Raw genomic sequence first — 23,778 nt, 5'->3', positions numbered from 1 at the left:
CTGAAAGCACTATGGCCGCTTCTCCACCTCGAATTGTCTGTTTTTCGCGTTTTTGGCCAAAATTAGGAAAAGGATCAGGGTGAGCTGGTGGGCAAAGGACGCGCGGTGGTGCAAATGGGCTAATGGGGAAGCTACCGGATTATCAGTTTGATTCAGTGGAAATTTTCTGTAACAACCGGATGTTATGGCGCGCTATCTTCCATTTACCCGCTACCGTATCGCTTATATACTGCCTGTTCATTTGCCAAATCGCGGTTACACGGACTTCATGTATCAACCTGTCGCGTTATTTATTGGCCTGCGCTATATGCGTGGGCGAGCAGCGGATCGTTTCGGTCGCTTCGTCTCATGGCTTTCCACTATCGGCATCACCCTGGGAGTGATGGCGCTGGTGACGGTATTGTCAGTGATGAACGGTTTTGAACGCGAGCTGCAAAACAACATCCTGGGGCTGATGCCTCAGGCGCTGATTACCTCTGACAAAGGCTCAGTGAATCCCGAACAATTTCCGGCAAGCCAGTTAAAGTTACAGGGTGTCACGCGCATATCGCCGCTGACCACCGGCGATGTGGTGCTGCAAAGCCCCCATAACGTGGCCGTAGGCGTGATGCTGGGCATCGATCCGCAGCAAAAGGATCCGCTGACGCCCTGGCTTATGAACGTGAAACAGCAACAGCTGGAAAAAGGGCGCTATAACGTGATTCTCGGCGAGCAGCTCGCCGGTCAGCTCGGCGTGCGTCCCGGCGACAGTATCCGCGTGATGGTACCTTCCGCCAGCCAGTTTACCCCGATGGGACGAGTGCCCAGCCAGCGCCTGTTCACCGTGATCGGCACTTTCGCCGCCAATAGCGAGGTGGATGGTTATCAGATGCTGGTCAATATCCAGGATGCCTCACGCCTGATGCGCTATCCGACCGGCAATATCACCGGCTGGCGCCTTTATCTGGACAAGCCGCTGGCGGTGGACAGCCTCAGTCAGCAGAAGCTGCCGGAAGGGGCTCACTGGCAGGACTGGCGTGAGCGCAAAGGCGAACTGTTCCAGGCCGTGCGGATGGAAAAAAATATGATGGGACTGCTGCTGAGTCTGATCGTAGCCGTGGCCGCCTTTAATATCATCACCTCGCTGGGGCTAATGGTGATGGAAAAACAGGGCGAAGTGGCTATCCTCCAGACCCAGGGGCTGACCCGCCGTCAGATTATGGCGGTGTTTATGGTGCAGGGCGCCAGCGCGGGCGTGATTGGCGCGCTGTTGGGTGCCGCGCTGGGTACCCTGCTTGCCAGCCAGTTGAATAATCTGATGCCGGTGATTGGCGCCGTCCTTGACGGCGCTGCGCTCCCGGTGGCTATTGAACCCCTGCAGGTGGTGGGCATCGCGCTGGTGGCGATGGCTATCGCTCTGCTGTCCACGCTTTATCCGTCATGGCGCGCCGCCGCCACTCAACCCGCTGAGGCTTTACGTTATGAGTAATTCTGTCCTGTTGCAGTGCGACAAACTGTGCAAACGCTACCAGGAGGGGAAAGTGCAGACAGACGTGCTGCACGATGTCAGCTTCAGCATCGGCAACGGCGAAATGATGGCGATTGTCGGCAGCTCCGGTTCCGGTAAGAGCACCCTGTTGCACCTGCTGGGTGGTCTGGATTCGCCGACTTCCGGCGATGTGATTTTTGACGGCCGCTCTCTGGCCTCGATGACTTCGGCGGCCAAAGCTGAACTGCGTAACCGCGAGTTAGGATTTATTTATCAGTTTCACCATCTGCTTCCGGACTTCACCGCCCTGGAAAATGTGGCGATGCCGCTGCTAATCGGCCATAAAAAAGGGGATGAGCCACAAAACCGCGCCCGCGAAATGCTGGCGGCGGTAGGGCTGGAGCATCGCGCCGATCACCGCCCCTCGGAGCTGTCCGGCGGGGAGCGTCAGCGCGTCGCTATCGCCCGCGCGCTGGTTAATCAGCCGCGTCTGGTGCTGGCGGACGAGCCAACCGGCAATCTGGACGCCCGTAACGCCGATGCCATCTTCGAGCTGCTGGGCGAACTGAACGTTCGCCAGGGCACCGCGTTTCTGGTGGTGACGCACGACCTGCATCTGGCACGTCGCATGACCCGCAGGCTGGAGATGCGCGATGGTCATCTGAGTGACGAACTGACGCTGATGGGGGCAGAGTAAATGGCCTCACCTCTCTCGTTACTGATTGGGCTGCGCTTCAGCCGCGGTCGGCGACGCAGCGGTATGGTATCGCTGATTTCGGTGATCTCCACCGTTGGCATCGCGCTGGGGGTGGCGGTGCTGATCGTAGGCTTAAGCGCCATGAACGGCTTCGAGCGTGAGCTGAATAACCGCATCCTGGCAGTGGTTCCCCATGGCGAAATTGAGCCGGTTCACCAGCCGTTTAGCGGCTGGAACGACGTGCTGGGGCGGGTGGAAAAAGTGAAAGGTATTGTCGCCGCCGCGCCTTATATCAACTTCACCGGTCTGGTGGAAAGCGGTGCCAGTTTGCGCGCTATCCAGGTAAAGGGAGTTAATCCGCAGCAGGAACAGCATCTGAGCGCCCTGCCGAAGTTCGTTCAGCATAATGCCTGGCGCAATTTCCACGCCGGCGCCCAGCAGATTATCCTGGGCAAAGGGGTGGCGGATGCGCTGAAGGTGAAGCAGGGAGACTGGATATCGATCATGATCCCTGATAACGCCGACGGTGGTAAGAAGCTGCTGCAGCCTAAACGCGTGCGCCTGCAGATCGCCGGTATTCTGCAACTGAGCGGCCAACTGGATCACAGCTTCGCCATGGTACCGATGCAGGACGCCCAGAATTACCTCGATATGGGGGACAGCGTCACCGGTATCGCTATCAAGGTTAACGATGTCTTTAACGCCAATAAGCTGGTGCGCGACGCAGGCAAAGTGACTAACGCCTACGTTTATATCAAGAGCTGGATTGGCACTTACGGCTATATGTATCGCGACATTCAGATGATTCGCGCCATTATGTATCTGGCGATGGTGCTGGTGATTGGCGTGGCCTGTTTCAACATCGTCTCCACCCTGGTGATGGCGGTGAAGGATAAGAGCAGCGATATCGCGGTACTGCGTACCCTGGGGGCGAAAGATGGGCTGATTCGCGCCATTTTCGTCTGGTATGGACTGCTGGCGGGGCTGCTGGGCAGCGTGGTTGGGGTGATTATCGGCGTGCTGGTTGCCTTCCGTTTAACCGATATTATCCGGTTTATCGAAAGGTTGACCGGGCATCATTTCCTGTCCGGCGATATCTATTTTATCGACTTCCTGCCGTCTGAACTGCACGTCATGGATGTGCTCTGGGTGCTGTTGACCTCGCTGGTGCTGAGCCTGCTTGCCAGCTGGTATCCGGCGCGGCGCGCCAGTAATATTGACCCCGCCCGGGTGTTGAGCGGCCAGTAACGGCGAGGAGAGGGCATGTTTTACGGCTTTGACATCGGCGGCAGTAAAATCGCCTTCGGTGTCTATGATTCCCGGCGGCATCTGGTGCATGAAACTCGCGTACCGACGCCTCATGGCGACTATTCGCGCTTTGTGCATACTCTGGCTGAGCGGGTTTGGGAGGCCGATGCGCGATACGGTGAGCCGGGCTGCGTCGGTATCGGTATTCCGGGGCTGCCGGTCAGCGCCGACGGCACGCTCTATGCCGCCAATCTTCCCGCCGTTAGCGGTCGCCCGCTGAGTCGCGATCTGAGCGCGCTGCTGGGGCGCGATGTGCGCATTGAAAACGACGCCAACTGTTTTACCCTGTCTGAAGCCTGGGACGACGAGTTTCGCCGCTATCCGCTGGTGATGGGATTGATTCTGGGCACTGGCGTGGGGGGCGGGCTGGTGATGAATGGCCGGATTATCAGCGGCCAGACTTCGCTGACCGGAGAGTTCGGCCATACCCGGCTGCCGGTGGATGCGCTCGAGGTTCTGGGGCGCGATCTGCCTCTGCTGCGCTGCGGCTGCGGTCAGTCGGGCTGTATCGAAAACTATCTTTCCGGCGGTGGCTTTGCCTGGCTGTGGCAACACTATTACGGCGCGACACTGACGGCGCCGGAGATAGTAGAACGCTGGCGGGCTGGCGACGGCCAGGCCCGGGAGCATGTTGGGCGTTACCTTGACCTGCTGGCGGTCTGTATGGCTAATCTATTAACCATTGTCGATCCGCATCTGGTGGTGATTGGCGGCGGGCTGTCCGCCTTTTCCGAGCTGGCGCAGGCGTTGCCCGCGCGGCTGCCGCGCCATCTGCTGCCGGCGGCCCGGGTGCCGCGTATCGAGATCGCACGCCACGGCGGGGCGGGCGGGATGCGCGGCGCCGCTTTTTTGCATCTGAAGGAGTAACCGCAGAGGATGATTATACAATCGCGTCGTCTGAACAGGCTAAGCCGTTTCCGAAGAAGCAAACGCCGCTTGCGTGAACGTCAGCGCCAGCGGGCATTTTTCAAAGACAGAATGGGATCGGACGTTATGGATAAACCCAGAGTCGTGGTGCTGACCGGCGCGGGCATCTCCGCCGAATCAGGTATTCGTACCTTTCGCGCCGCCGATGGCCTGTGGGAAGAGCACAGGGTTGAAGATGTGGCGACTCCGGAAGGCTTCGAGCGGAACCCGGAGCTGGTTCAGAATTTCTATAATGAGCGTCGCCGCCAGCTGGCCCGACCGGAAATTGCGCCTAATGCCGCGCATCTGGCGCTGGCTAAGCTGGAACAGACGCTGGGCGATCGCTTCCTGCTGGTGACTCAGAATATCGATAACCTGCACGAACGTGCCGGGAGCCATAATGTTATCCATATGCATGGCGAACTGCTGAAGGTGCGCTGCGAGCGCAGTGGCCAGGTGCTGGCGCGGGAAGGGGACGTCGAGCCCGGCGAACGTTGCCACTGCTGCCAGTTCCCGGCACGGCTGCGCCCGCACGTGGTGTGGTTTGGCGAAATGCCGCTGCAGATGGATGAGATCTACCAGGCGCTGGCCTGCGCCGATCTGTTTATCGCCATCGGTACCTCAGGCCACGTCTATCCGGCGGCGGGTTTTGTGCACGAAGCGAAGCTACAGGGCGCCCACACCGTGGAGTTAAACCTGGAGCCGAGCCAGGTCGGCAGCGAATTTGAAGAGAAACACTATGGTCTGGCGAGCGAAGTGGTGCCGATGTATGTCGGGAAGCTGCTGAAAGAGATGTGAGTGCCCCCAGGTGAAGGGCGCACTATATGCGCCATTTACCATGGTTTTTTCGCTATTTGTCGCGCTGCTGTCGGCCAGGACTTCAGCGCAGCCTTTAGTCCGGAAATTCCTGCAGATCGTAGCATCCTGATGTGGCCCGGCGGATATTTTGCTAGCGTATTCTTCCTGTTAATCTCAGGAACCCGGGAAGCATGGAAGATAAAGAAGGCATACTTCGCCGCCTGACGTTGGGCGAAATCAGGCTGGCCCGTAATATCTTCGGCAACAGCATCCAGTATCTTTTACTCAAGACGTATGGCCCGGAAACATTGAGAGGGGCTATCGGACTTTATGCGGGTTTCTCGGGTAAAGTGGACGCAGGAACCCTTTCTCTGTTCAGGAAAATACTGCCTCCTGAAATAGACCAGGAATAGTAATGAAACTGATATTCCCCCTGGCCGTTACGCTTACGGCCGTACAGTTAGCCGGATGCCACCTGTCAGATCCTCGTCCGGAAAGGGCGCATGCTAACGTGACGACCATTGGCGATACGATCTGTGTTCTTCTCCCGACGCAGCGACAGTTCCGCGCCCACTCGATAACTATTAACGAGGCGGGCAGTCAGGTTAACGAGCAGGATAAGCAGTTTTCCGGTGACACTGGCCCGCAGCTATCAGGGAAAGAGTGTGTGCCGCTGTACGGCTATAAATTTACCCCAGGCAAGGCGTATAACGTCGATGTGATAACTACGCCTCCCGATGTGCATATTTATTCTGTAACATTCACGCTATGGAAGAATGGCGCTGAACTGAACGCCCAGCGTATTGACTAATCCTGGCAGGCTGTCACCCTGCGCTACCCCTGTTTTTCTCAGCGGGATGCTGTGCCCTGCTGCTGTCAGCTATGGATTCTGCGCGCACGACCAGGCCAGATATGGCAGGGGTTAAAACGTGACAAAGAGACATCGGAAAATGTCTCTTTGTATGGGGCCCTCTCCCTGGCGGAGAGGGTTAAGATAAGGAGTTAACGCCCTGCCTTCAGTTTCTGATAGTAAGACTCATAGATGGCGCTGGCCTTGCCAACGTCGTTCTGCCACTCGCCTTTTTCGATTGTGGCCTTGTCCGGATAGAGCGACTTGTCGTTCGCCACTTCAGGATCCAGCAGTTTACGGGCCGCCAGGTTCGGGGTCGGATAACCGATGGTTTCCGCTACCTGCTTAGCGATATCCGGGCGCAGCAGGAAGTTAATCAGCTTCAGCGCGCCGTCGACGTTTTTGGCGTTGGCCGGAATCGCGAGGCTGTCCATCCAGAAGATACCACCTTCCTTCGGCCATACCACCTCCAGCGGCGTACCTCCCTGAGTCCGCGCTACCCAGGCGGAGCCGTTCCATACCATGCCCAGATTCACCTCACCTTCCATATAGGGGTTGGCCGGATTGTCTGAGTTAAAGGCCGCCACGTTCGGCATCAGCTTCTGTAGCTCTTTATAGGCCGCCTCGATCTGTTTGGGATCGGTGGTATTGCCCGAATAGCCCAGCTTCAGCAGCGCCATCTGGAACACTTCCCGGGCGTCATCGGTCAGTAGCAGGCTGTTCTTATACTCCGGTTTCCACAGATCGGCCCAGCTGGTCACGCTCTTCGGATCCATCACGTCGCCGTTAACGCCAATGGCGGTGGCGCCCCAGATATAAGGAATGGAGTAGTCATTGTTGGGATCGAACGGCTTGTTCAGCATATCCGGATCCAGATTATGGAAGTTGCTGAGCTTGCTCTTATCGATCTTCTGAATCATCCCTTCTTTGCGCATCTTATCGACAAAGTAGGTGGAGGGAACCACCAGATCGTAGGCGCCGTCCTTGTAGGTTTTGAGTTTGGCATACATGGTCTCGTTGGACTCATAGGTGGAGTAGATCACCTTAATGCCCGTCTCTTTGGTGAACTGTTCCAGCAGGCCGGGGGGCACATACTCGGTCCAGTTATAGAAGTAGAGCGTTTTATCATCTGCGTGGGCGGCGCTCATGCCCAGAACAAGAGCGCCTGCCGCCAGGAGGTGGTGTGACCATTTTTTCATTTTACTTCCCCTGAGTTTTATCTCGCGCAATGAGCTGGCTGGCAATCACCAGAACCAGTGACAGCACCAGCAGGATAGTGGCCAGAGCGTTCACCTCGGGCGAAACGCCGACCTTCACCATTGAATAGATCTTCAACGGCAGAATCTCATACCCCGGCCCGGTGACGAACGAAGAGACCACCACGTCGTCCATGGACAGAGTAAAGCTTAGCAGCCAGCCGGCCGCCACCGCGGGCATGGCCAGCGGCAGAATGATTTTACGCAGGATAGTGAATTCGCTGGCGCCCAGATCCTTCGCCGCCTCCAGCATCCGCACATCAAAGCCCTTAAGGCGTGAATAGACCGACACCACCACGAAAGGCAGGCAGAAGGTGATATGAGAGAACAGCAGCGACCAAAAACCGAGCTGGATGCCCAGCAGGATAAACAGCACCAGCAGCGAGATAGCCATTACGATATCCGGCGACATCATCACCACAAACAGCATGCCGTTGACGAAAGGCTTACCGCGAAAGCGGTAGCGGTAAAGCGCCACCGCGGTCAGGGAACCAATGACGGTGGCGAAAGTCGCGGAGAGTACCGCCATAGTCAGAGAGTGCTGGGCCGCCTGAAGCAGGCTGTCGTTGTTGGACAGCAGCTCATACCATTGGGTGGTGAATCCCTGCCAGTTAATGCCGAAGCGTGAACGGTTAAAGGAGTTAACGATCAGAATCACGATCGGGATATATAAAAAGGCGTAAATGACGGCCATAAAGCCGCCACGCAGGCAACGTCCCATCATTCCAGATCCACCTTCTTATTCAGCAGGCGCGAAGCGCGCCAGTAAACCAGCAGCATCAGCCCCATCACCACGGTTAGCGTAATGCTGGTAGCCGCGCCGAACGGCCAGTCGCGAATATTCAGGAACTGGCTCTTAATCACGTTGCCGATCAGCAGGTTTTTGGCGCCGCCCATCAGATCCGACACATAAAACAGCCCCATCGCCGGCAGCATCACCAGCAGACTACCGGCGATAATCCCCGGCATGGTCAGTGGAATAATGATGCGGATAAAGGTTTGTAACTTACCGGCTCCCAGATCGCGGGCCGCTTCCAGTAGCGACTTATCGAGCTTTTCAATGCTGGAGTAGAGCGGCATCACCATAAAGGGCAGCAGAATGTAAACCAGGCCGATAATCACCGCCGAGGGGGTGTACATAATGCGGATCGGCGTGTCGATCGCCCCAAGCCACATCAGAAACTCATTCAGGTAGCCACGGGTGCTCAGGAAGATCTTCAGCCCGTAGATGCGAATCAGCGAATTGGTCCAGAACGGCACTATCAGCAAAAACAGCATCAGCGGGCGGATTCGCTCAGGCAGTCTTGAGAGAAACCAGGCGAAGGGATAACCCAGCGCCAGACAGGCGAGGGTGGCGATCAGCGCCATATTGAGCGAATGCAGCAGCACTTCGAAGTAGAGCGGGTCCATTAACCTGGCATAGTTGTCCAGTGTAAAGACCATCTTAACGAAGTTGGCGTCGTCATGGGTCAGGAAGCTGGTGCCGATGATCATCAGATTGGGTAAAAAGACGAACAGCAGCAGCCAGCCGACGATGGTGGCGATCACCACATTCTGGAATTTATTCGCGCTCTTCATCAGCCAGTACAACCTCCCAGCTCTCTACCCAGGTGATAGCCACTTTCTGATCCAACGAATGGTCGACGTCGGGATCGTCCTCGTTAAAGAATTCACTGACCATCACCATCTTGCCGTTTTCCAGTTCAACATTGGATTCAAGGGTCATGCCCTTATAGTTACGCTCGCGCACGTAACCGATAAATCCTTCGGCTTCGCCTTCGTGGTTGATCTCGACCACCCGCAGATCTTCGGGGCGCAGCAGTACCTTCAGATGCTGGCCTGCAGCGACGGGGAAGGTGACATAGATATGGCACTCGCGGCCTTCTACGTTTGCCCGCACCCGCTGTTCATCCACCCGTTCAATAACGGTGGCGTCGAAAATATTGATTTCGCCGATAAAGCGCGCCACAAACAGGTTTTTCGGCTCTTCATAGATTTCACGCGGTGAACCGTCCTGTTCGATTTTGCCGTTGCGCATCACTACGATACGATCCGACATGGTCAGCGCCTCTTCCTGATCGTGAGTCACAAATACGAAGGTAATGCCCAGTTTACGCTGCAGCGCTTTCAGTTCGTTCTGCATTTGCTTGCGCAGCTTGTAGTCCAGCGCTGACAGAGACTCATCAAGCAGCAGCAAACGCGGTTTATTGACCACCGCTCGGGCGATAGCGACGCGCTGCTGCTGTCCGCCGGAAAGCTGATGCGGTTTACGTTGAGCGAGCTCCTCCAGTTGCACCATTTTTAGCGCTTCGGTGACGCGGGGAGCGATTTCGGCGCCAGGGCATTTTTGCATCCGCAGGCCGAAAGCCACGTTGTCGAATACCGTCATATGGGGAAACAGCGCGTAGCTTTGAAATACGGTATTAACGTAGCGGTTCTCGGCAGGCACCCAGGTAATATCCTGGCCATCGAGAGAGATCGACCCAGTATCGACGTTTTCAAGCCCAGCAATAAGCCGTAACACTGTGGTCTTTCCGCAACCGGAAGGGCCAAGCAGCGTTAAGAATTCGCCATTATTAATGGTCAGGGAGAGGTCGGAAATAACGGTTTTGCCATCGAAACTTTTACCGATTCCCGACAGTTGCACCAGCGGTGAAAGTGAACGAGTCTGTGTATTCAATTTCTTACTCTGTCCCATATTAACGCGCAAGTCTTCAATCCGGCGCGGGGTGTGTGGTATCCCCCTCAGGGTGCGGAACATAACAAACCGGTGTCCCGAACGGCATGATGCGCGGCGGCACTGGCCGGAGTTGCCTCGTCAGCGCCGGTTTTTTAGTCCGGGGCACCGTCTGAGGGCAGGCATTCTACGGCAAACCGCAATAATCGCCAATGCCCTGAGGTCAATCGGGACGCGATTAGCGTTGGTTTAGTCCATATTTAATTCTGGATGGCGGCTAAGAATGCATAAATTGTACGCTGCTCACGCAGTAGCAGAGAATAATTTCAACTATGCCGGGCTAAAAGTGACCTGACTCAATATTTATCGTCGGGGCCTTCCTGATAATGGCCAGTACTAACATGAGGGCGGATAGATGGATAAATTACTCGAGCGTTTTCTGCATTATGTCTCTCTGGATACCCAGTCGAAGCCGGGCGTGAGGCATGTGCCGAGTAGCGAAGGGCAGTGGAAGCTGCTGCGGCTGCTGAAGACGCAGCTCGAAGAGCTGGGGCTGGCTGATATTACGTTAAGCGATCGCGGCACGCTGATGGCAACGCTGCCGGCGAATGTCGCAGGCGATGTGCCGCCTGTCGGGTTTATTTCTCATGTCGATACCTCTCCTGATTTCAGTGGTAAAAACGTCAATCCACAGATTGTGGAAAACTACCGCGGTGGCGATATCGCGTTGGGTATTGGCGACGAGGTGCTGTCTCCGGTGATGTTTCCGGTGCTCCATCAGCTTCTGGGCCAGACGTTGATCACCACCGATGGCAAAACACTACTGGGCGCGGATGATAAAGCCGGCGTCGCCGAGATTATGACCGCGCTGGCGATCCTCAAACAGCAGAACATCCCGCACGGCGATATCCGTGTCGCTTTTACCCCTGACGAAGAGGTGGGCAAAGGGGCCAAATATTTCGATGTGGAAGCCTTTAACGCTCGCTGGGCCTATACCGTGGACGGCGGCGGCGTTGGTGAACTGGAATATGAGAACTTTAACGCCGCTTCAGTCAGTATTCGCATTGTGGGCAACAATGTGCATCCGGGGTCGGCAAAAGGGGTAATGGTTAACGCGCTGGCGCTGGCGGCACGTATTCAGACGGCGTTGCCGGTTGATGAAACGCCGGAATGCACCGATGGTTACGACGGTTTTTATCACCTGCACAGTATCAAGGGCAGCGTTGAGCGTGCCGAAATGCACTATATCATTCGTGACTTCGATCGCGAACGTTTCGAGACCCGCAAGCGCACCATGATGGAGATCGCTAAAAAGGTAGGCAAGGGGCTGCATCCTGACTGCTACATTGAGCTGACTATCGAAGACAGCTACTACAATATGCGCGACAAGGTAGCAGCCCATCCGCATATCCTGGAGCTGGCTCGTCAGGCGATGGTGGATTGTGGTATTGAACCGAAGATGAAGCCGATTCGTGGCGGCACCGACGGCGCGCAGCTCTCCTTTAAAGGACTGCCTTGTCCGAACCTGTTTACCGGAGGCTATAACTACCACGGTAAGCATGAGTTTGTGACGCTGGAGGGGATGGAAAAAGCGGTAGCGGTGATTGTACGTATCGCTGAGTTGACGGCTCAGCGGGCGGGTTGAGGGGGGATTCCTTCTCCCTTTCAGGGGGACGTTCCGGGGGGAGGGTGACAGGCAGCTCCGGTGCCCGGTTTCAGAACAAAAGCGGCAGAATATGACGATGCAGTGGGCCAGGGAAACTCCCTCTCCCTTCAGGGAGTGGGGCGGGGTGAAGGTGACAGGCAGCTCCGGCGCCCGGTTTCAGAACAAAAGCGGCAGAATATGATGATGCAGTGGGCCAGGGAAACTCCCTCTCCCTTCAGGGAGAGGGCTGGGGTGAGGGTGACAGGCAGCTCCGGCGCCCGGTTTCAGAATAAAAGCGGCAGAATATGATGATACGGCGAGTGTTCCGTTCACTTCAGGCAACAGCTTCTCTGTTAATCCACAGCAGGTAGAACGGGCCAGGGGGGCTCAGTCGCCGCCCCCCTGGCGACCCGGGCTCCCCGGCGGTAAAAAACGCCCTTCGGGGCTCCTTCGCTTATCACTCCGGGCTTTTCGGAACGGGCAAGAGTCGCCATCCATGGCGACCTTACCCTGTCGCGACATCCTGTCGCTCCTCCGGCCCTGCGTGAACGCTACGGCGTTTTTTAAGCCGGGCATAATCCCTCTCATCGCTTCAGACGGGGTGCTCAAATATAACCAACAATACCTTTACGGATGAATCCCGGGCAGAAGATTAAAGGTGATGACATTCTCCGGCCTGAAAATCGCCGAAGTATTTCCGACGGCCAGGGTCAGCCCGACAGGACGTCGGGCTGAGGGCGTGCGGCACAGGGAGGTGGCGTCACGCCCGACCCGTCCGGCAGGCGGGAATACGCAGGGGCCCGCGACAGCGGCGATTTTCACGCCGGAAAGCCGGGTTGTCAGGGGCGGCATTTGAGCCCCTGGCCCGTTCACCGGTTCCGCAACCGACATATAAAAATAACCGTAAGGTGAACGGAACCTCCGCCAGCGCGGCATATTTCTCCGGAATACGGCACATCACGGTTAATTCACCGGCTCCGGAACCGACAGATAAAAATAACCTTAAGGTGAACGGAACATTCCACTGCGCGTATATATTCTTCCTGAATACAGAACCATCACGACAACATTCCCACACCAATGAAATAACACCGAAAACACATAGAATTATTGCGATGCAGATTCAGGGAGCAGAAATACATCGCACCACTGTGATTTATTACAGGGTAAAATAACAGCGCGATATTTTTATTCGGAGGGAAACACAGGCGAGAAAAACACCGACTAACACAATCACAGACGCGACCCGCCAGTGCGGGAACACTGACAGGCCGCTAACCACAACCAACTAAACAGGAGTTGATTATGGCTGATACCCATCATAAGCCACGCCCCGCTATTTCCAAAACGCAACGCAACCTGACCGTCGGATATACCAGCACGCGTCACGAAAATCGCACCACCGGAATGACAACGTATTACAGCCGCAGCCCCAGTCTGCATCTGAAAGGTCACTGGCTGGGAGAAGCCGGATTCGAAACCGGTTGTTCGGTGAAGGTACACATTGAACCGGGCAGAATAATGATTTGGCTGCCGTAAGCGTAATAACGCTAAAAAAATCCCGGCACCATGGCTGATCCGGGATTTTTTAGCGCGGTCTGCCGGGCTTATTCGGCAAAGTACCAGTAACCGCTATTCACCAGCGCCGCCAGCATCGCCAGGAATGAAGGATCGTCCAGCGCGTCGCCGAAGTGGCGGGCCTCAAGCGTGGTGCTCTCCGCCAGGGCATTCAGCGCCGGGCGGTGCGGACTTTCCACCCGCTCGCCGTTAATGTAAATCTCTTCACCGATCCTGACCACCCGCAATCCGCCCAGGCGGCGCAGGGCGTCTCCCTGCTGGAGTGCGTCGTAGATTTCGTCCGGCTGGTAAGGCGGCTCTGGCGGCGTAACGTCCAGCTCGTGGCGCGACTGGCTGATAAATTCGCCGAACCACTCGCGGAAGCTATCGCGATCGTCGATAAGCTCCAGCATCATGGCCCGCACTTTATCCAGTTCTTCCGGCAGAATATCTGCCGCGTGGTCACGCCGGGGAATATCCGGATCGCCGTAGCGGCGGCTGCCCAGTTCGTGTTCCAGCACGTGATCGGCGAAACCGCTAATCAGCTCCCGGCCGCTGGGGGCGCGAAAGCCCACCGAATAGTTCATCGCATTTTCCAGCGAATAGCCTTCGTGCGGGAAGCCGGGCGGAATATAGAGAATATCCCCGGGCTCCAGCTCTTCATCGATAATGGCGTTAAAAGGGGAGACCTGCAGCAGATCGGGATGCGGGCAGTGCTGCTTCATGGGTGTCTTTTCGCCCACCCGCCAGCGGCGGCGGCCAGTGCCCTGAATAATAAAGACGTCATACTGGTCGAGATGAGGGCCGACGCCGCCGCCGGGCACGGAAAAGGAGATCATCAGATCGTCGATGCGCCAGTCGGGCAGGGCGCGGAACGGCTGCATCAGCGCCGCAGCAGGCTCGTGCCAGTGATCCACCGCCTGTACCAGCAGCGACCAGTTAGTTTCGCCCAGGTGGTCATAGCTTTCAAAAGGGCCGTGGCTGACCTGCCATTTACCGTCCTGATGGCTCACCAGGCGGCTGTCCACTTCGCTTTCCATCGCCAGACCGGCCAGTTCGTCAGGAGTGATGGGATCGGTAAAATTCTGAAAGCCGCGCTTTAACACTACCGGGCGCTTCTGCCAGTAACGTTGAATAAAGTCGGGCCAGTTTAACTCTAAGCGATAGTCCATATATTTTCCGTTGCGGCGTGAGGTTTCGGGCTTGTACCAAGTATACATGAAGGCCGGGGTGGGCTTCAGCTTTCGGCTTCACCCAGGCGCTGGCGACCAAAAATGACCTCCATGCGTGCGCCACCCAGCGGGCTTTCCGCGGCGACAATCTGCCCCTGATATTGCGATACCACTTCCCGGGCCACGGCCAGTCCCACCCCCTGGCCCGGGCGCAGCGTATCGGCGCGCTGACCGCGATCGAACACCCGGCCGCGCTGGGTTTCAGGGATGCCCGGGCCATCGTCTTCAACTATCAGGTGCAGCGTCTCTTCCTGCTGGCGGGCGGAAACCTCGACAAACTCCAGACAGTACTTACAGGCGTTATCCAGCAGGTTGCCCATCACTTCCATAAAGTCGTTCTGTTCGCCGATAAAGACGATTTCCGGCGAGATATCCAGCGAAATGGAAACCCCCTTACGCTGATACACCTTGTTCAGGGCCGAGGTCAGATTATCCAGCAGCGGCCCCACCGGATGGATTTCACGGCTGATAAGCGAACTGCCGCTGCGCATGCTGGCGCGGTGCAGGTAGTAACCTATTTGCTGCGAGATACGGCTAATCTGTTCCAGCATCTGCGGCTCAGCCTGTTCCAGAGGCAGTTTACCGGTGCGCAGTGACCGCAGAGTGCTCTGGAGTACCGCCAGTGGCGTTTTCAGGCTGTGGGTCAGATCGGTAAGGGTGGTGCGGTATTTGTCGTAACGTTCGCGTTCGCTCTTGAGCAACTGGTTAAGGTTGTTCACCAGATGGGTCAGTTCACGGGTGGTTTCCGGGTTCAGGGTTTCGCGATCGTGTTTTTCCAGCTCACGCACTTCCCGGGCCAGGGCCTCGATAGGACGCAGGCTCCACCAGGCGGCGACCCAGAGCAAAGGGATCACCAGCAGCAGGTTGGCTACCATTACATAGAAGAACCAGTTCCAGACGATGTAAGAGTGCTTCAGCTCGCTGGGAATGGTGTCCACCACTACAATGGTCAGCGCTGGCATGGTGGAGGTAGCAGGATAGCGGTTAATGGCGATCGAGTGGGTGGTCTCGTCGTCCTTGTCGTCGTCACTCAGTTCGTTGAGCTGATTTTGCAGTAGCCGGTTAGCCCCCAGCAGTTCCCGACTGGTGGTGTAGTCGGCCTCCAGCTCCTGGAAACCGTCGGCGTGCAGCCACTCTTTACGGATCTGGGCAATCAGGTGCGGTACCCGGCGCTGTTGCCACAGCAGGTTGCCACGCTCATCGTAGATCAGCGCCAGGCTGGGGCTCTGCCTGTCGAGGTTTTCCGGCATTTCGACGCTGATTTTGCCATTTTCCCACTTCGCCAGAGTATAAAACAGGTTACTTTCGCCTCGTAGCAGCCGGAAGGCGGTTTTGTCGAAACTGACGCTGTAGCCCACCAGCGCCACCACTCCGTAGGCCAGCGACAGCACCAGCACCACGGCGGCGGTGGCCAGCAGAAAGCGAACCCGCAGCGAAAGCGGCAGAAAGTGGCGCAGAATCTTCATTTAACTGAGATCGAACCGGTAGCCCTGGCCGCGCACGGTGGTGATGACATCCCTGTTGTGCTCGGCCTGAATCTTTTTGCGCAGCCGCCCCATCAGAACGTCGATAGTATGGCTTTCGCGCAGCTCGGCGTCGGGATAAAGCTGCAGCATCAGGGAATCCTTGCTGACTACCTTACCGGCATTGCGGATCAGCGTTTCCATAATGGTGTATTCGAAGGCGGTCAGTTTGATCAGGTTGCCGTTAATCGACAGCTCGCGGCGCGACAGATCCACCTGGAACGGCGGCATTGAGATAAGCTGTGAAGCCAGGCCGCTGTTGCGGCGCATCAGCGCCTGCATGCGCGCCACCACCTCTTCCAGGTGGAACGGTTTGGTCACGTAGTCGTCGGCTCCGGCGCTCAGCACTTCCACTTTATCCTGCCAGCCTTCGCGGGCAGTCAGCACCAGAATTGGCAGGGTGACGTCATGGCCGCGCCAGCGGCGGATCAGCGACATCCCATCTTCCCCGGGCAGTCCCAGATCGACAATGGCGATATCGGGCATGTGCTCATTCAGAAAATAGTCGGCCTCTTTGGCATCTTCCGCAGCATCCACCTGATGGCCCAACTCGCGCAGTTGTACCTGCAGGTGATGGCGTAACAGCGCATTATCTTCCACGACCAGGACGCGCATGTTCACTCCTTAAATAATGTTAACGACAAAACCGTTTTACTCGCTCAGAGGTAAACCCTGACTCAACGCTACGGTGGCTCAGCGATTTATTGAACGGGCAATGCGCGCATAGGTATGGCGCACGCCGCGTATGGCGACGCTGAGGGTAAAAATGTTTTCCGGCAGTGCCAGACCCATCCAGCCAGTATCGCCGATATGCTGTAGATCGGCGCCGGCCATTTTACTCATCAGGGCTATCTGGCGGATAGTGTCGCGGTCGGCGCCTTCCTGGGAAGTGCCGATGGTGGTCATGGCCAGCGCGCCGCGGCGCTGGATCTCTTCAATCAGCTCGCTGACCAGCTGCTGGCTCATACCTGGTACAGTACCCGGCGCCGGTACCAGCACGATATCGGCGCCGTTATCGATAAAGCGGGCGATATCCTGAGAAGTGATTAACTGGCGACCACTCTCATCCACTACGCCTGCGCCGTGCATCTTGCCGGTGGCCAGCACCATGCGATCGCCTACGGCGTCGCGGATCTGTCGGAGCGCGTCGGCCAGTGCCTGATTACTGATGCCGTTGCCGGGATTACCGGTCAGCACCAGGATACGAGCCCCCATTCGCCACAGCTTTTCGGCATTTTCCGCCGTGGCGGCCCGGCCGCGGGTCATACTCCACAGTTCGCGCTGGTCGCTGGCATAAGCGGGATCCACCGCTTCCAGATTCACGCCAATGATACGGCCAGTCAGACGCTGCAGTTCGCGCAGGCAGTCGTCGCCCGCCACGCCCTGCGGCAGACCGGTAATCTGCGGCTGTTCGGCATCGAACAGATTCAGCAGCAGAATATCGGCCCCCTGGCTGGCGGCCAGTTCGGCGTTGGTGATGCCGTGCAGCAGCGGTGCGGTGGCGCCGATAGTCTCGCTAACCACAATCCGGCCTTCGCTGGCGCGCAGCGCGAACAGCAACTGGGCTTTGGTGATGTCGCGCAGCTCCGAGGCGCTGCAGTCAAGAAAACGTTTCATGGCGGATTCCCTGCGATGGTGTGCTACATACTGTAGCGTGCCCCAGGGCGGAGTGAAAGCGGTGTTGCGCAATGGCGGGCGCGACAGCGCCGCCCGCAGGCGGCGCTGGTTTCGTTTATTTCAGGTCATCGACCATCTGAGTAGCGCGGCCCAGATAGTTGGCCGGCGTCATGGCTTTAAGACGGGTCTTTTCGTGTTCCGGCAGCGCCAGGCTATCGATAAACTGCTTCATACCTTCGGCGTCCACGCGTTTGCCTCGGGTCAGCTCTTTCAGTTTTTCGTAGGGCTTTTCGATACCGTAGCGGCGCATCACGGTCTGGATCGGCTCGGCCAGCACTTCCCAGTTGTGATCCAGCTCGTCCAGCAGACGGTCGCGGTTGACCTCCAGCTTACTGACCCCCTTCAGGGTGGACTGGTAGGCGATCAGCGCATAGCCCACGCCCACGCCCAGGTTACGCAGTACCGTGGAGTCGGTCAGGTCTCGCTGCCAGCGGGAGACCGGCAGTTTGCAGGCCAGGTGCTGGAACACGGCGTTCGCCAGCCCCAGGTTGCCTTCGGAGTTTTCGAAGTCGATAGGGTTGACCTTGTGCGGCATGGTGGAAGAGCCGATTTCGCCGGCGATGGTCTTCTGTTTGAAGTGGTTAAGGGCAATATAGCCCCAGACGTCGCGATCGAAGTCGATCAGAATGGTGTTAAAGCGTGCCACACAGTCAAACAGTTCGGCAATATAGTCATGTGGCTCGATCTGGGTGGTGTAGGGGTTCCACTGGATGCCCAGCGAAGTCACAAAGGCTTCGCTTAAGGCGTGCCAGTCAACGTCCGGATAAGCCGCCAGGTGCGCATTATAGTTGCCCACGGCGCCGTTGATTTTGCCAAGGATCTCAACCTGCTCCAACTGGCGGTACTGACGCTCCATACGGTAAGCCACGTTGGCCATCTCTTTACCCATGGTGGACGGCGTAGCGGGCTGGCCGTGGGTACGGGATAGCAGGGGAATATCGCGGTACTGATGCGCCAGATCCTTTACGGCATCGATGATTTTACGCCACCAGGGCAGCAGTACTTCCTGGCGTGCGGTCTGCAGCATCAGGGCGTGGGAAAGGTTATTGATATCTTCAGAGGTGCAGGCGAAGTGGATAAATTCAGACACGGCGTGTAGCGTCGGTACCTGAGCCACTTTCTCTTTCAGGAAATACTCTACCGCCTTCACATCGTGATTAGTGGTACGTTCGATGGTTTTGATGCGCGCGGCATCTTCTTCATTGAAGTTTGCAACGATGCCATCAAGGAAATCGTTTGCGCTGCCGTCAAACGCAGGAACCTCCAGGATGCCCGGGTGCGCGGCCAGCTGCTGTAGCCAGCGGACTTCGACCTGAACGCGGAACTTCAGCAGGCCATATTCGCTGAAGATAGCGCGCAGCGGGCTGACTTTATCGCCGTAGCGTCCATCGATAGGGGAAACGGCCGTCAGTGAGGATAATTCCATCAGTTACTCCTGAGAGATTAACAGTGTGCAAGAAGTTGTCTGGCCTGCGTACACAGGCGATTACGGGAAAACATAAGCTGCAGGCGACCGCCGCCCACCTGGTGCCAGAGCACCGCGGAGCGGATACCAGCCAGCAGGGCGGCGCGGACTTTGGCCTGCACCTGAGGGCTCTGCAGCACGACCGGAGAGCCAGTCACCTGGATGCGCGGCCCCAGCGGGCTGATAATATCGACGTAGATGCCCGCCATGGCGTTCATCAGCGTCTCTGACTCCAGCTCGAAATGGTCGAGCTGGCGTTGCAGGCCGTTAATACGCTCGCCCAGGCTGTTCATGGCCTGACGATTATTGTGGAGTTTGCGTTCCAGCACCATCAGGCTCAGGGTGTAGCGCGTCAGTTCGGCGTTCAGTCCCTGACGCTGGCTGGCATTCAACACCGCCAGCAGGGTTTCCAGCCCCATCTTCAACCCGGATTCGCTGCCACCGTAAACCGCGAGGGCAGAGCCGGGATTAAGATCGATAACGCTGCTCAGCATCACGCGCAGCGCGTCTGTATCGCAGTGTCCCTGGTGCGCCAGTTGCTGAACCAGCCGGGCAGACTGGCAGATGCCCGCCAGCGCCAGCGTGATGTCATAATAATTTTTCGCCACGCAAACTCCTTTGTGCTGTCGCTCAATCAGAGCGCTATACGCTGCTCAATAACGCCGCCGCCAAGGCAGACTTCACCGAGGTAAAAGACCGCCGACTGGCCCGGGGTGACTGCCGCTACCGGCGCATCGAAGCGCACTTCAATACCGTCTTCATCGACCGGCGTGATAGTGCAGGGGATATCTTCCTGGCGGTAGCGGGTTTTCACCGTGCAGCGCAGCGCAGCACGCAGCGGTTCCCTGTCCACCCAGTGCAACTGACGGGCGACCAACCCCACCGACATCAGACGCGGATGATCGTGGCCCTGGGCCACCACCAGAATATTGTCAGCGACCACTTTATCCACCACGTACCAGGGATCTTCACTGCCTTCTTTAATACCGCCGATGCCCAGCCCTTTACGCTGGCCCAGGGTGTGATACATCAGCCCCTGGTGCTCGCCCAGGGTTTCGCCCTCCACCGAGACGATTTTCCCCGGCTGCGCCGGCAGATAACGCCCCAGGAAGTCGCGGAACTTGCGCTCGCCAATAAAACAGATGCCGGTGGAATCTTTCTTCTTCGCGGTCACCAGTTCCAGCTGCTCAGCGATGCGTCTGACTTCCGGTTTTTCCAGCTCTCCGACCGGGAACAAACTTTTAGCGACCTGCTGGTGGCTCAGGGTATACAGGAAGTAGCTCTGGTCTTTGTTGCCGTCCAGGCCGCGCAGCAGGCGGCTTTTGCCGTCGACATCCTGGCGGCGTACATAGTGGCCGGTGGCGATATAGTCAGCGCCCAGATCTTCGGCGGCGAATTCCAGGAAGGCCTTAAATTTGATCTCTTTATTGCACAGAATATCGGGATTCGGCGTGCGTCCGGCTTTATATTCGGCCAGGAAATGTTCGAACACGTTATCCCAGTATTCGGCGGCGAAATTAATCGTGTGCAGTTCAATGCCAAGTTTGTCGCACACGGCCTGGGCGTCCGCCAGATCGGAAGCGGCGGTGCAGTAGTCTTCACCGTCGTCCTCTTCCCAGTTCTTCATAAATAACCCTTCCACCTGATAACCCTGCTGTAAAAGCAGCCAGGCAGAAACGGAAGAGTCGACGCCGCCGGACATGCCGACGATCACTTTTTTATTACTGGCAGACATGGAAACACTCACGCATTGAACTTCAAAGGCGGCGTATTCTAGCACGCGTCGCGGCCTCAGGCACCCCCCGTGAAAGGCCAGTGAAAGGCGGTCAGTATGGAGAGCGGGTAACGCTCGGCCTGCTGGTAGCAGCGCACGCTTTCCGCCACCAGCGGGGAGCGCAGATTCCCGGCGTTGAGGATCTCCTCGGGCCTGAGCCAGTGGCAGCGGTCGATATCACTGTCGTGAGGCTCGGTGGCAAGCGGCTCGGGGAGATCGATGGCGAACAGAAAGCGCAGAAACGGCGTATTGTCTGGCGCAATCCATTGATGCATACGCAGCAGGCTTTGAGGTTCTGCGCGGATGCCGGTCTCTTCCCACAGTTCGCGTCTGGCTGCCTGGAGTAGCGTTTCATCCGCCTCCAGATGGCCGGCAGGCTGGTTCCACAGCGCTTTGCCGTTAATGGTCTCTTCCACCACCAGAAACTGCCCCTGAGCCTGCACTACGCAGGCGACGGTAACATGGGGTTTAAACATCCAGGCTCCTTTGTTTATAGCGGTCTGTCGATGCGCTGATAGATGGCATCCAGCTGGCGCAGTCGTTCGTCATAGCGTTGAGAGAGGCAGGCGACGTCGCCGCCGCAGGCACGGCGCGATTTCAGCCAGGCCTGCTGTTGATCCTGCATGGCGCCCTGACCGCCCATGGCGAACAGCCCCTTCAGCAGGCGGTATTGGGTGGCCATCTCCACATCTTTATCATTCAGGTCGCGACTGGCGCAGATGGCTTTTTCATCGGCGGAGTGGGCTTTAGCACAGTCAAAACTGGCGGCCTGAGCGCCGAGGGCGCAGCTTATCAACAGTAGCGTTAACGCGAATTTCATTTTGGCTCCTTGCATGGCAGTTCGCGCCATTCCCCGCAGGCCAGATTATCCAGGCTCCAGTCGCCCATGGCGTAGCGGATCAGACGCAGGGTAGGGTGGCCCACATGGGCGGTCATTCTTCTGACCTGGCGATTGCGTCCCTCATACAGAGTGAGGCGCAGCCAGGCGGTAGGGATGCTTTTGCGCTCGCGTATCGGCGGGGTACGTGGCCACAGCCAGGCGGGCTCATCCACCCGCTCCACGTCAGCGGGGAGGGTGGGGCCGTCTTTCAGCGTCACGCCATGGCGCAGCGCCGCCAGGGCCGCCTCGTCCGGTTCGCCTTCCACCTGAACGTAATAGACCTTGCCGGTACGCTTACCGGGCTGAGTCAGACGAGCCTGCAGGGCGCCATCGTTGGTTAATACCAGCAGGCCTTCGCTATCTCTGTCCAGACGTCCGGCAGCGTAAATATCGGCCACCGGAATATAGTCCTTCAGGGTTGCGCGCCCCGCTTCGTCGGTAAACTGCGGCAGCACATCGAAGGGTTTGTTAAACAAAACAACCCTTCGTTGCCCGCGTGCTCTTTTACGATCTCGTGCGCTATTTTTCTGGCTGAATCGTTTAGTTCCGTGATTTCTAACAGAAGTTTTATGCATAGTATTTTCAGGCGTTGGCGATTGCCGCATTATAGCGAAATAACGATCGCCTTTCATGGCGCCCGACATTCAGGTAGTATTGACACATCGATTACAAATCATTAACAAAAATCAGTAACAACCAGAAGCGCTCGAAGGAGAGGTGAATGGAAAGCAAAGTAGTTGTTCCGGCGGAAGGCCAAAAAATCACCCTTGATAACGGCAAACTGAACGTGCCGAACAACCCGATTATCCCTTACATTGAAGGGGACGGCATCGGCGTTGACGTCACGCCTGCCATGCTGAAAGTGGTGAACGCCGCCGTGGAAAAAGCCTACAAGGGCGAGCGGAAAATTTCCTGGATGGAAATCTACACCGGTGAAAAATCGACTCACGTCTACGGTAAAGATACCTGGCTGCCGGATGAAACCCTGGATCTGATCCGCGACTATCGCGTGGCGATCAAAGGCCCTCTGACCACGCCGGTTGGCGGCGGTATCCGTTCCCTGAATGTGGCCCTGCGCCAGAAGCTGGATCTCTACATCTGCCTGCGCCCGGTTCGTTACTACCAGGGTACCCCAAGCCCGGTTAAGCACCCGGAACTGACCGATATGGTTATCTTCCGTGAAAACTCAGAAGACATCTATGCCGGTATCGAGTGGAAAGCCGACAGCGCCGACGCGGATAAAGTGATCAAATTCCTGCGTGAAGAGATGGGGGTGCAGAACATTCGCTTCCCGGAACACTGCGGTATCGGCGTTAAGCCCTGCTCGGAAGAGGGGACCAAACGTCTGGTGCGCGCGGCCATTGAATACGCCATCACCAACGATCGCGAGTCTGTGACCCTGGTACATAAAGGCAACATCATGAAGTTCACCGAAGGCGCTTTCAAAGACTGGGGCTACCAGTTAGCGAAAGAGGAGTTCGGCGGCGAGCTGATCGATGGTGGCCCCTGGATGAAGATCAAGAACCCGAACAACGGCAAAGAGATCGTGGTCAAAGACGTGATTGCCGACGCCTTCCTGCAGCAGATCCTGCTGCGTCCGGCCGAATATGACGTTATCGCCTGTATGAACCTGAACGGCGATTACATCTCCGACGCCCTGGCAGCCCAGGTCGGTGGTATTGGTATTGCCCCAGGCGCCAATATCGGTGACGAGTGCGCGCTGTTCGAAGCAACGCACGGCACCGCGCCGAAGTATGCGGGCCAGGATAAAGTAAACCCGGGTTCGGTTATCCTTTCCGCCGAGATGATGTTGCGCCACATGCAGTGGTTCGAAGCCGCAGACCTGATCGTTAAGGGTATGGAAGGCGCTATCGCCAACAAGACCGTGACCTACGATTTCGAACGCCTGATGGAAGGCGCTAAACTGCTGAAATGTTCAGAGTTTGGTGACGCGATTATCGCAAATATGTAATCAGCATTGCGAGTTGTAAAAGCGGGAGCCTGTGGAGGCCCCGCTTTTTTCTCTACGCGGTACTTGCTGTATGAACGCTATTGTCATGGAATA

The 23,778-nt window shown here is 57.1% G+C and carries 25 protein-coding genes; 10 read left to right on the top strand and 15 right to left on the bottom strand.

Going from position 1 to position 23,778, the window contains the following annotated elements; genetic code table 11:
* The first annotated feature begins 268 nt into the window (after window positions 1–268).
* From lolC to V3W49_RS08255, 7 genes are all read left to right on the top strand, one after another.
* The gene (lolC, locus tag V3W49_RS08285; RefSeq protein WP_500144946.1) at window positions 269–1,468 is read left to right on the top strand and encodes a lipoprotein-releasing ABC transporter permease subunit LolC; all 1,200 of its coding nucleotides are present in this window, start codon (window positions 269–271) and stop codon (window positions 1,466–1,468) included.
* Window positions 1,461–2,165 carry a lipoprotein-releasing ABC transporter ATP-binding protein LolD gene (gene lolD / locus V3W49_RS08280; protein ID WP_500144875.1) on the top strand — a complete coding sequence of 235 codons (705 nt, stop codon included), beginning with the start codon at window positions 1,461–1,463 and terminating at the stop codon, window positions 2,163–2,165. Before lolC ends, lolD begins: the two co-directional genes overlap by 8 nt.
* Window positions 2,166–3,413 (top strand): lipoprotein-releasing ABC transporter permease subunit LolE, encoded by a 1,248-nt coding sequence (gene lolE / locus V3W49_RS08275; RefSeq protein ID WP_500144874.1) that lies wholly within the window; start codon window positions 2,166–2,168, stop codon window positions 3,411–3,413.
* 15 nt (window positions 3,414–3,428) lie between these two features.
* Window positions 3,429–4,340: an N-acetylglucosamine kinase gene (gene nagK / locus V3W49_RS08270; protein WP_500144873.1), complete on the top strand. Its 912-nt coding sequence runs from the start codon at window positions 3,429–3,431 to the stop codon at window positions 4,338–4,340.
* Between the two features lie 15 nt (window positions 4,341–4,355).
* The gene (gene cobB, locus V3W49_RS08265) at window positions 4,356–5,177 is read left to right on the top strand and encodes a Sir2 family NAD+-dependent deacetylase (protein ID WP_500144945.1); all 822 of its coding nucleotides are present in this window, start codon (window positions 4,356–4,358) and stop codon (window positions 5,175–5,177) included.
* Window positions 5,178–5,368: 191 nt separating this feature from the next.
* Window positions 5,369–5,590 carry a hypothetical protein gene (locus tag V3W49_RS08260; protein WP_500144872.1) on the top strand — a complete coding sequence of 74 codons (222 nt, stop codon included), beginning with the start codon at window positions 5,369–5,371 and terminating at the stop codon, window positions 5,588–5,590.
* A gap of 2 nt (window positions 5,591–5,592) precedes the next feature.
* Entirely contained in the window at window positions 5,593–5,988 is a 396-nt protein-coding gene (locus tag V3W49_RS08255; protein WP_500144871.1) for a putative T6SS immunity periplasmic lipoprotein, read from the top strand.
* A gap of 191 nt (window positions 5,989–6,179) precedes the next feature.
* Here the strand turns inward: V3W49_RS08255 and potD are convergent, their stop codons facing one another.
* Genes potD through potA form a run of 4 tightly spaced genes read right to left on the bottom strand, consistent with a single transcriptional unit; the run spans window position 6,180 to window position 9,981 of the window.
* Complete coding sequence (potD, locus tag V3W49_RS08250) at window positions 6,180–7,226, bottom strand: spermidine/putrescine ABC transporter substrate-binding protein PotD (protein ID WP_500144870.1); 1,047 nt, start codon at window positions 7,224–7,226, stop codon at window positions 6,180–6,182.
* A 1-nt stretch (window position 7,227) separates the two neighbouring features.
* Complete coding sequence (gene potC / locus V3W49_RS08245) at window positions 7,228–8,007, bottom strand: spermidine/putrescine ABC transporter permease PotC (protein ID WP_500144869.1); 780 nt, start codon at window positions 8,005–8,007, stop codon at window positions 7,228–7,230.
* Window positions 8,004–8,861, bottom strand: coding sequence for a spermidine/putrescine ABC transporter permease PotB (gene potB / locus V3W49_RS08240; RefSeq protein ID WP_500144868.1), 858 nt, complete (start codon window positions 8,859–8,861; stop codon window positions 8,004–8,006). Before potB ends, potC begins: the two co-directional genes overlap by 4 nt.
* The gene (potA, locus tag V3W49_RS08235; RefSeq protein ID WP_500144944.1) at window positions 8,845–9,981 is read right to left on the bottom strand and encodes a spermidine/putrescine ABC transporter ATP-binding protein PotA; all 1,137 of its coding nucleotides are present in this window, start codon (window positions 9,979–9,981) and stop codon (window positions 8,845–8,847) included. The genes potB and potA overlap by 17 nt, the downstream gene beginning before the upstream one ends.
* A 394-nt stretch (window positions 9,982–10,375) precedes the next feature.
* Between potA and pepT the strand changes: the two genes are divergently transcribed.
* Entirely contained in the window at window positions 10,376–11,605 is a 1,230-nt protein-coding gene (gene pepT, locus V3W49_RS08230) for a peptidase T (protein ID WP_500144866.1), read from the top strand.
* A gap of 627 nt (window positions 11,606–12,232) precedes the next feature.
* Here the strand turns inward: pepT and V3W49_RS08225 are convergent.
* Complete coding sequence (locus tag V3W49_RS08225; RefSeq protein WP_500144864.1) at window positions 12,233–12,457, bottom strand: hypothetical protein; 225 nt, start codon at window positions 12,455–12,457, stop codon at window positions 12,233–12,235.
* Window positions 12,458–12,910: 453 nt separating this feature from the next.
* Between V3W49_RS08225 and V3W49_RS08220 the strand changes: the two genes are divergently transcribed.
* On the top strand, window positions 12,911–13,144 hold the full coding sequence (locus V3W49_RS08220) for a SymE family type I addiction module toxin (protein WP_500144862.1): 234 nt from the start codon (window positions 12,911–12,913) through the stop codon (window positions 13,142–13,144).
* Window positions 13,145–13,212: 68 nt separating this feature from the next.
* Here the strand turns inward: V3W49_RS08220 and V3W49_RS08215 are convergent, their stop codons facing one another.
* From V3W49_RS08215 to rluE, 10 genes are all read right to left on the bottom strand, one after another.
* Window positions 13,213–14,334 (bottom strand): ribosomal protein uL16 3-hydroxylase, encoded by a 1,122-nt coding sequence (locus tag V3W49_RS08215; protein ID WP_500144860.1) that lies wholly within the window; start codon window positions 14,332–14,334, stop codon window positions 13,213–13,215.
* A 65-nt stretch (window positions 14,335–14,399) separates the two neighbouring features.
* On the bottom strand, window positions 14,400–15,860 hold the full coding sequence (phoQ, locus tag V3W49_RS08210) for a two-component system sensor histidine kinase PhoQ (protein ID WP_500144859.1): 1,461 nt from the start codon (window positions 15,858–15,860) through the stop codon (window positions 14,400–14,402).
* Entirely contained in the window at window positions 15,861–16,532 is a 672-nt protein-coding gene (gene phoP / locus V3W49_RS08205; RefSeq protein ID WP_500144857.1) for a two-component system response regulator PhoP, read from the bottom strand.
* 78 nt (window positions 16,533–16,610) lie between these two features.
* Window positions 16,611–17,534: a DUF7916 family protein gene (locus V3W49_RS08200; protein WP_500144856.1), complete on the bottom strand. Its 924-nt coding sequence runs from the start codon at window positions 17,532–17,534 to the stop codon at window positions 16,611–16,613.
* A gap of 115 nt (window positions 17,535–17,649) precedes the next feature.
* Complete coding sequence (gene purB / locus V3W49_RS08195) at window positions 17,650–19,020, bottom strand: adenylosuccinate lyase (RefSeq protein WP_500144855.1); 1,371 nt, start codon at window positions 19,018–19,020, stop codon at window positions 17,650–17,652.
* A 17-nt stretch (window positions 19,021–19,037) separates the two neighbouring features.
* The gene (gene hflD / locus V3W49_RS08190; RefSeq protein ID WP_500144854.1) at window positions 19,038–19,667 is read right to left on the bottom strand and encodes a high frequency lysogenization protein HflD; all 630 of its coding nucleotides are present in this window, start codon (window positions 19,665–19,667) and stop codon (window positions 19,038–19,040) included.
* Between the two features lie 26 nt (window positions 19,668–19,693).
* Entirely contained in the window at window positions 19,694–20,794 is a 1,101-nt protein-coding gene (mnmA, locus tag V3W49_RS08185; protein ID WP_500144853.1) for a tRNA 2-thiouridine(34) synthase MnmA, read from the bottom strand.
* A gap of 56 nt (window positions 20,795–20,850) precedes the next feature.
* Window positions 20,851–21,309, bottom strand: a complete 459-nt coding sequence (locus V3W49_RS08180; protein ID WP_500144852.1) for an NUDIX hydrolase — start codon at window positions 21,307–21,309, stop codon at window positions 20,851–20,853.
* A 14-nt stretch (window positions 21,310–21,323) separates the two neighbouring features.
* Entirely contained in the window at window positions 21,324–21,653 is a 330-nt protein-coding gene (locus V3W49_RS08175; RefSeq protein WP_500144851.1) for a lysozyme inhibitor LprI family protein, read from the bottom strand.
* Window positions 21,650–22,318 (bottom strand): 23S rRNA pseudouridine(2457) synthase RluE, encoded by a 669-nt coding sequence (gene rluE, locus V3W49_RS08170; RefSeq protein WP_500144943.1) that lies wholly within the window; start codon window positions 22,316–22,318, stop codon window positions 21,650–21,652. Before rluE ends, V3W49_RS08175 begins: the two co-directional genes overlap by 4 nt.
* A 116-nt stretch (window positions 22,319–22,434) precedes the next feature.
* Here rluE and icd point away from each other — a divergent pair, with 116 nt between their 5' ends.
* Window positions 22,435–23,685: an NADP-dependent isocitrate dehydrogenase gene (gene icd / locus V3W49_RS08165; protein WP_500144850.1), complete on the top strand. Its 1,251-nt coding sequence runs from the start codon at window positions 22,435–22,437 to the stop codon at window positions 23,683–23,685.
* Window positions 23,686–23,778: the final 93 nt, after the last annotated feature.

Source organism: Rosenbergiella sp. YN46 (assembly GCF_036620675.1).
Classification (GTDB): domain Bacteria; phylum Pseudomonadota; class Gammaproteobacteria; order Enterobacterales; family Enterobacteriaceae; genus Jejubacter.
The sequence above is the reverse complement of the archived record's forward strand: the minus strand, read 5'-3'. Positions and strand labels throughout refer to the sequence as shown.

Excerpts from the sequence above, each read along its gene's own strand:
- V3W49_RS08180 (WP_500144852.1), bottom strand. The coding sequence starts at position 21,309 with ATGTTTAAACCCCATGTTACCGTCGCCTGCGTAGTGCAGGCTCAGGGG.
- icd (WP_500144850.1), top strand. The coding sequence starts at position 22,435 with ATGGAAAGCAAAGTAGTTGTTCCGGCGGAAGGCCAAAAAATCACCCTT.
- phoQ (WP_500144859.1), bottom strand. The coding sequence starts at position 15,860 with ATGAAGATTCTGCGCCACTTTCTGCCGCTTTCGCTGCGGGTTCGCTTT.
- V3W49_RS08255 (WP_500144871.1), top strand. The coding sequence starts at position 5,593 with ATGAAACTGATATTCCCCCTGGCCGTTACGCTTACGGCCGTACAGTTA.
- V3W49_RS08200 (WP_500144856.1), bottom strand. The coding sequence starts at position 17,534 with ATGAAACGTTTTCTTGACTGCAGCGCCTCGGAGCTGCGCGACATCACC.
- V3W49_RS08225 (WP_500144864.1), bottom strand. The coding sequence starts at position 12,457 with ATGCCGCCCCTGACAACCCGGCTTTCCGGCGTGAAAATCGCCGCTGTC.
- lolD (WP_500144875.1), top strand. The coding sequence starts at position 1,461 with ATGAGTAATTCTGTCCTGTTGCAGTGCGACAAACTGTGCAAACGCTAC.
- purB (WP_500144855.1), bottom strand. The coding sequence starts at position 19,020 with ATGGAATTATCCTCACTGACGGCCGTTTCCCCTATCGATGGACGCTAC.
- mnmA (WP_500144853.1), bottom strand. The coding sequence starts at position 20,794 with ATGTCTGCCAGTAATAAAAAAGTGATCGTCGGCATGTCCGGCGGCGTC.
- potC (WP_500144869.1), bottom strand. The coding sequence starts at position 8,007 with ATGATGGGACGTTGCCTGCGTGGCGGCTTTATGGCCGTCATTTACGCC.
- V3W49_RS08215 (WP_500144860.1), bottom strand. The coding sequence starts at position 14,334 with ATGGACTATCGCTTAGAGTTAAACTGGCCCGACTTTATTCAACGTTAC.
- pepT (WP_500144866.1), top strand. The coding sequence starts at position 10,376 with ATGGATAAATTACTCGAGCGTTTTCTGCATTATGTCTCTCTGGATACC.
- potD (WP_500144870.1), bottom strand. The coding sequence starts at position 7,226 with ATGAAAAAATGGTCACACCACCTCCTGGCGGCAGGCGCTCTTGTTCTG.
- potB (WP_500144868.1), bottom strand. The coding sequence starts at position 8,861 with ATGAAGAGCGCGAATAAATTCCAGAATGTGGTGATCGCCACCATCGTC.
- V3W49_RS08260 (WP_500144872.1), top strand. The coding sequence starts at position 5,369 with ATGGAAGATAAAGAAGGCATACTTCGCCGCCTGACGTTGGGCGAAATC.
- lolE (WP_500144874.1), top strand. The coding sequence starts at position 2,166 with ATGGCCTCACCTCTCTCGTTACTGATTGGGCTGCGCTTCAGCCGCGGT.
- potA (WP_500144944.1), bottom strand. The coding sequence starts at position 9,981 with ATGGGACAGAGTAAGAAATTGAATACACAGACTCGTTCACTTTCACCG.
- rluE (WP_500144943.1), bottom strand. The coding sequence starts at position 22,318 with ATGCGGCAATCGCCAACGCCTGAAAATACTATGCATAAAACTTCTGTT.
- V3W49_RS08220 (WP_500144862.1), top strand. The coding sequence starts at position 12,911 with ATGGCTGATACCCATCATAAGCCACGCCCCGCTATTTCCAAAACGCAA.
- V3W49_RS08175 (WP_500144851.1), bottom strand. The coding sequence starts at position 21,653 with ATGAAATTCGCGTTAACGCTACTGTTGATAAGCTGCGCCCTCGGCGCT.
- lolC (WP_500144946.1), top strand. The coding sequence starts at position 269 with ATGTATCAACCTGTCGCGTTATTTATTGGCCTGCGCTATATGCGTGGG.
- phoP (WP_500144857.1), bottom strand. The coding sequence starts at position 16,532 with ATGCGCGTCCTGGTCGTGGAAGATAATGCGCTGTTACGCCATCACCTG.
- nagK (WP_500144873.1), top strand. The coding sequence starts at position 3,429 with ATGTTTTACGGCTTTGACATCGGCGGCAGTAAAATCGCCTTCGGTGTC.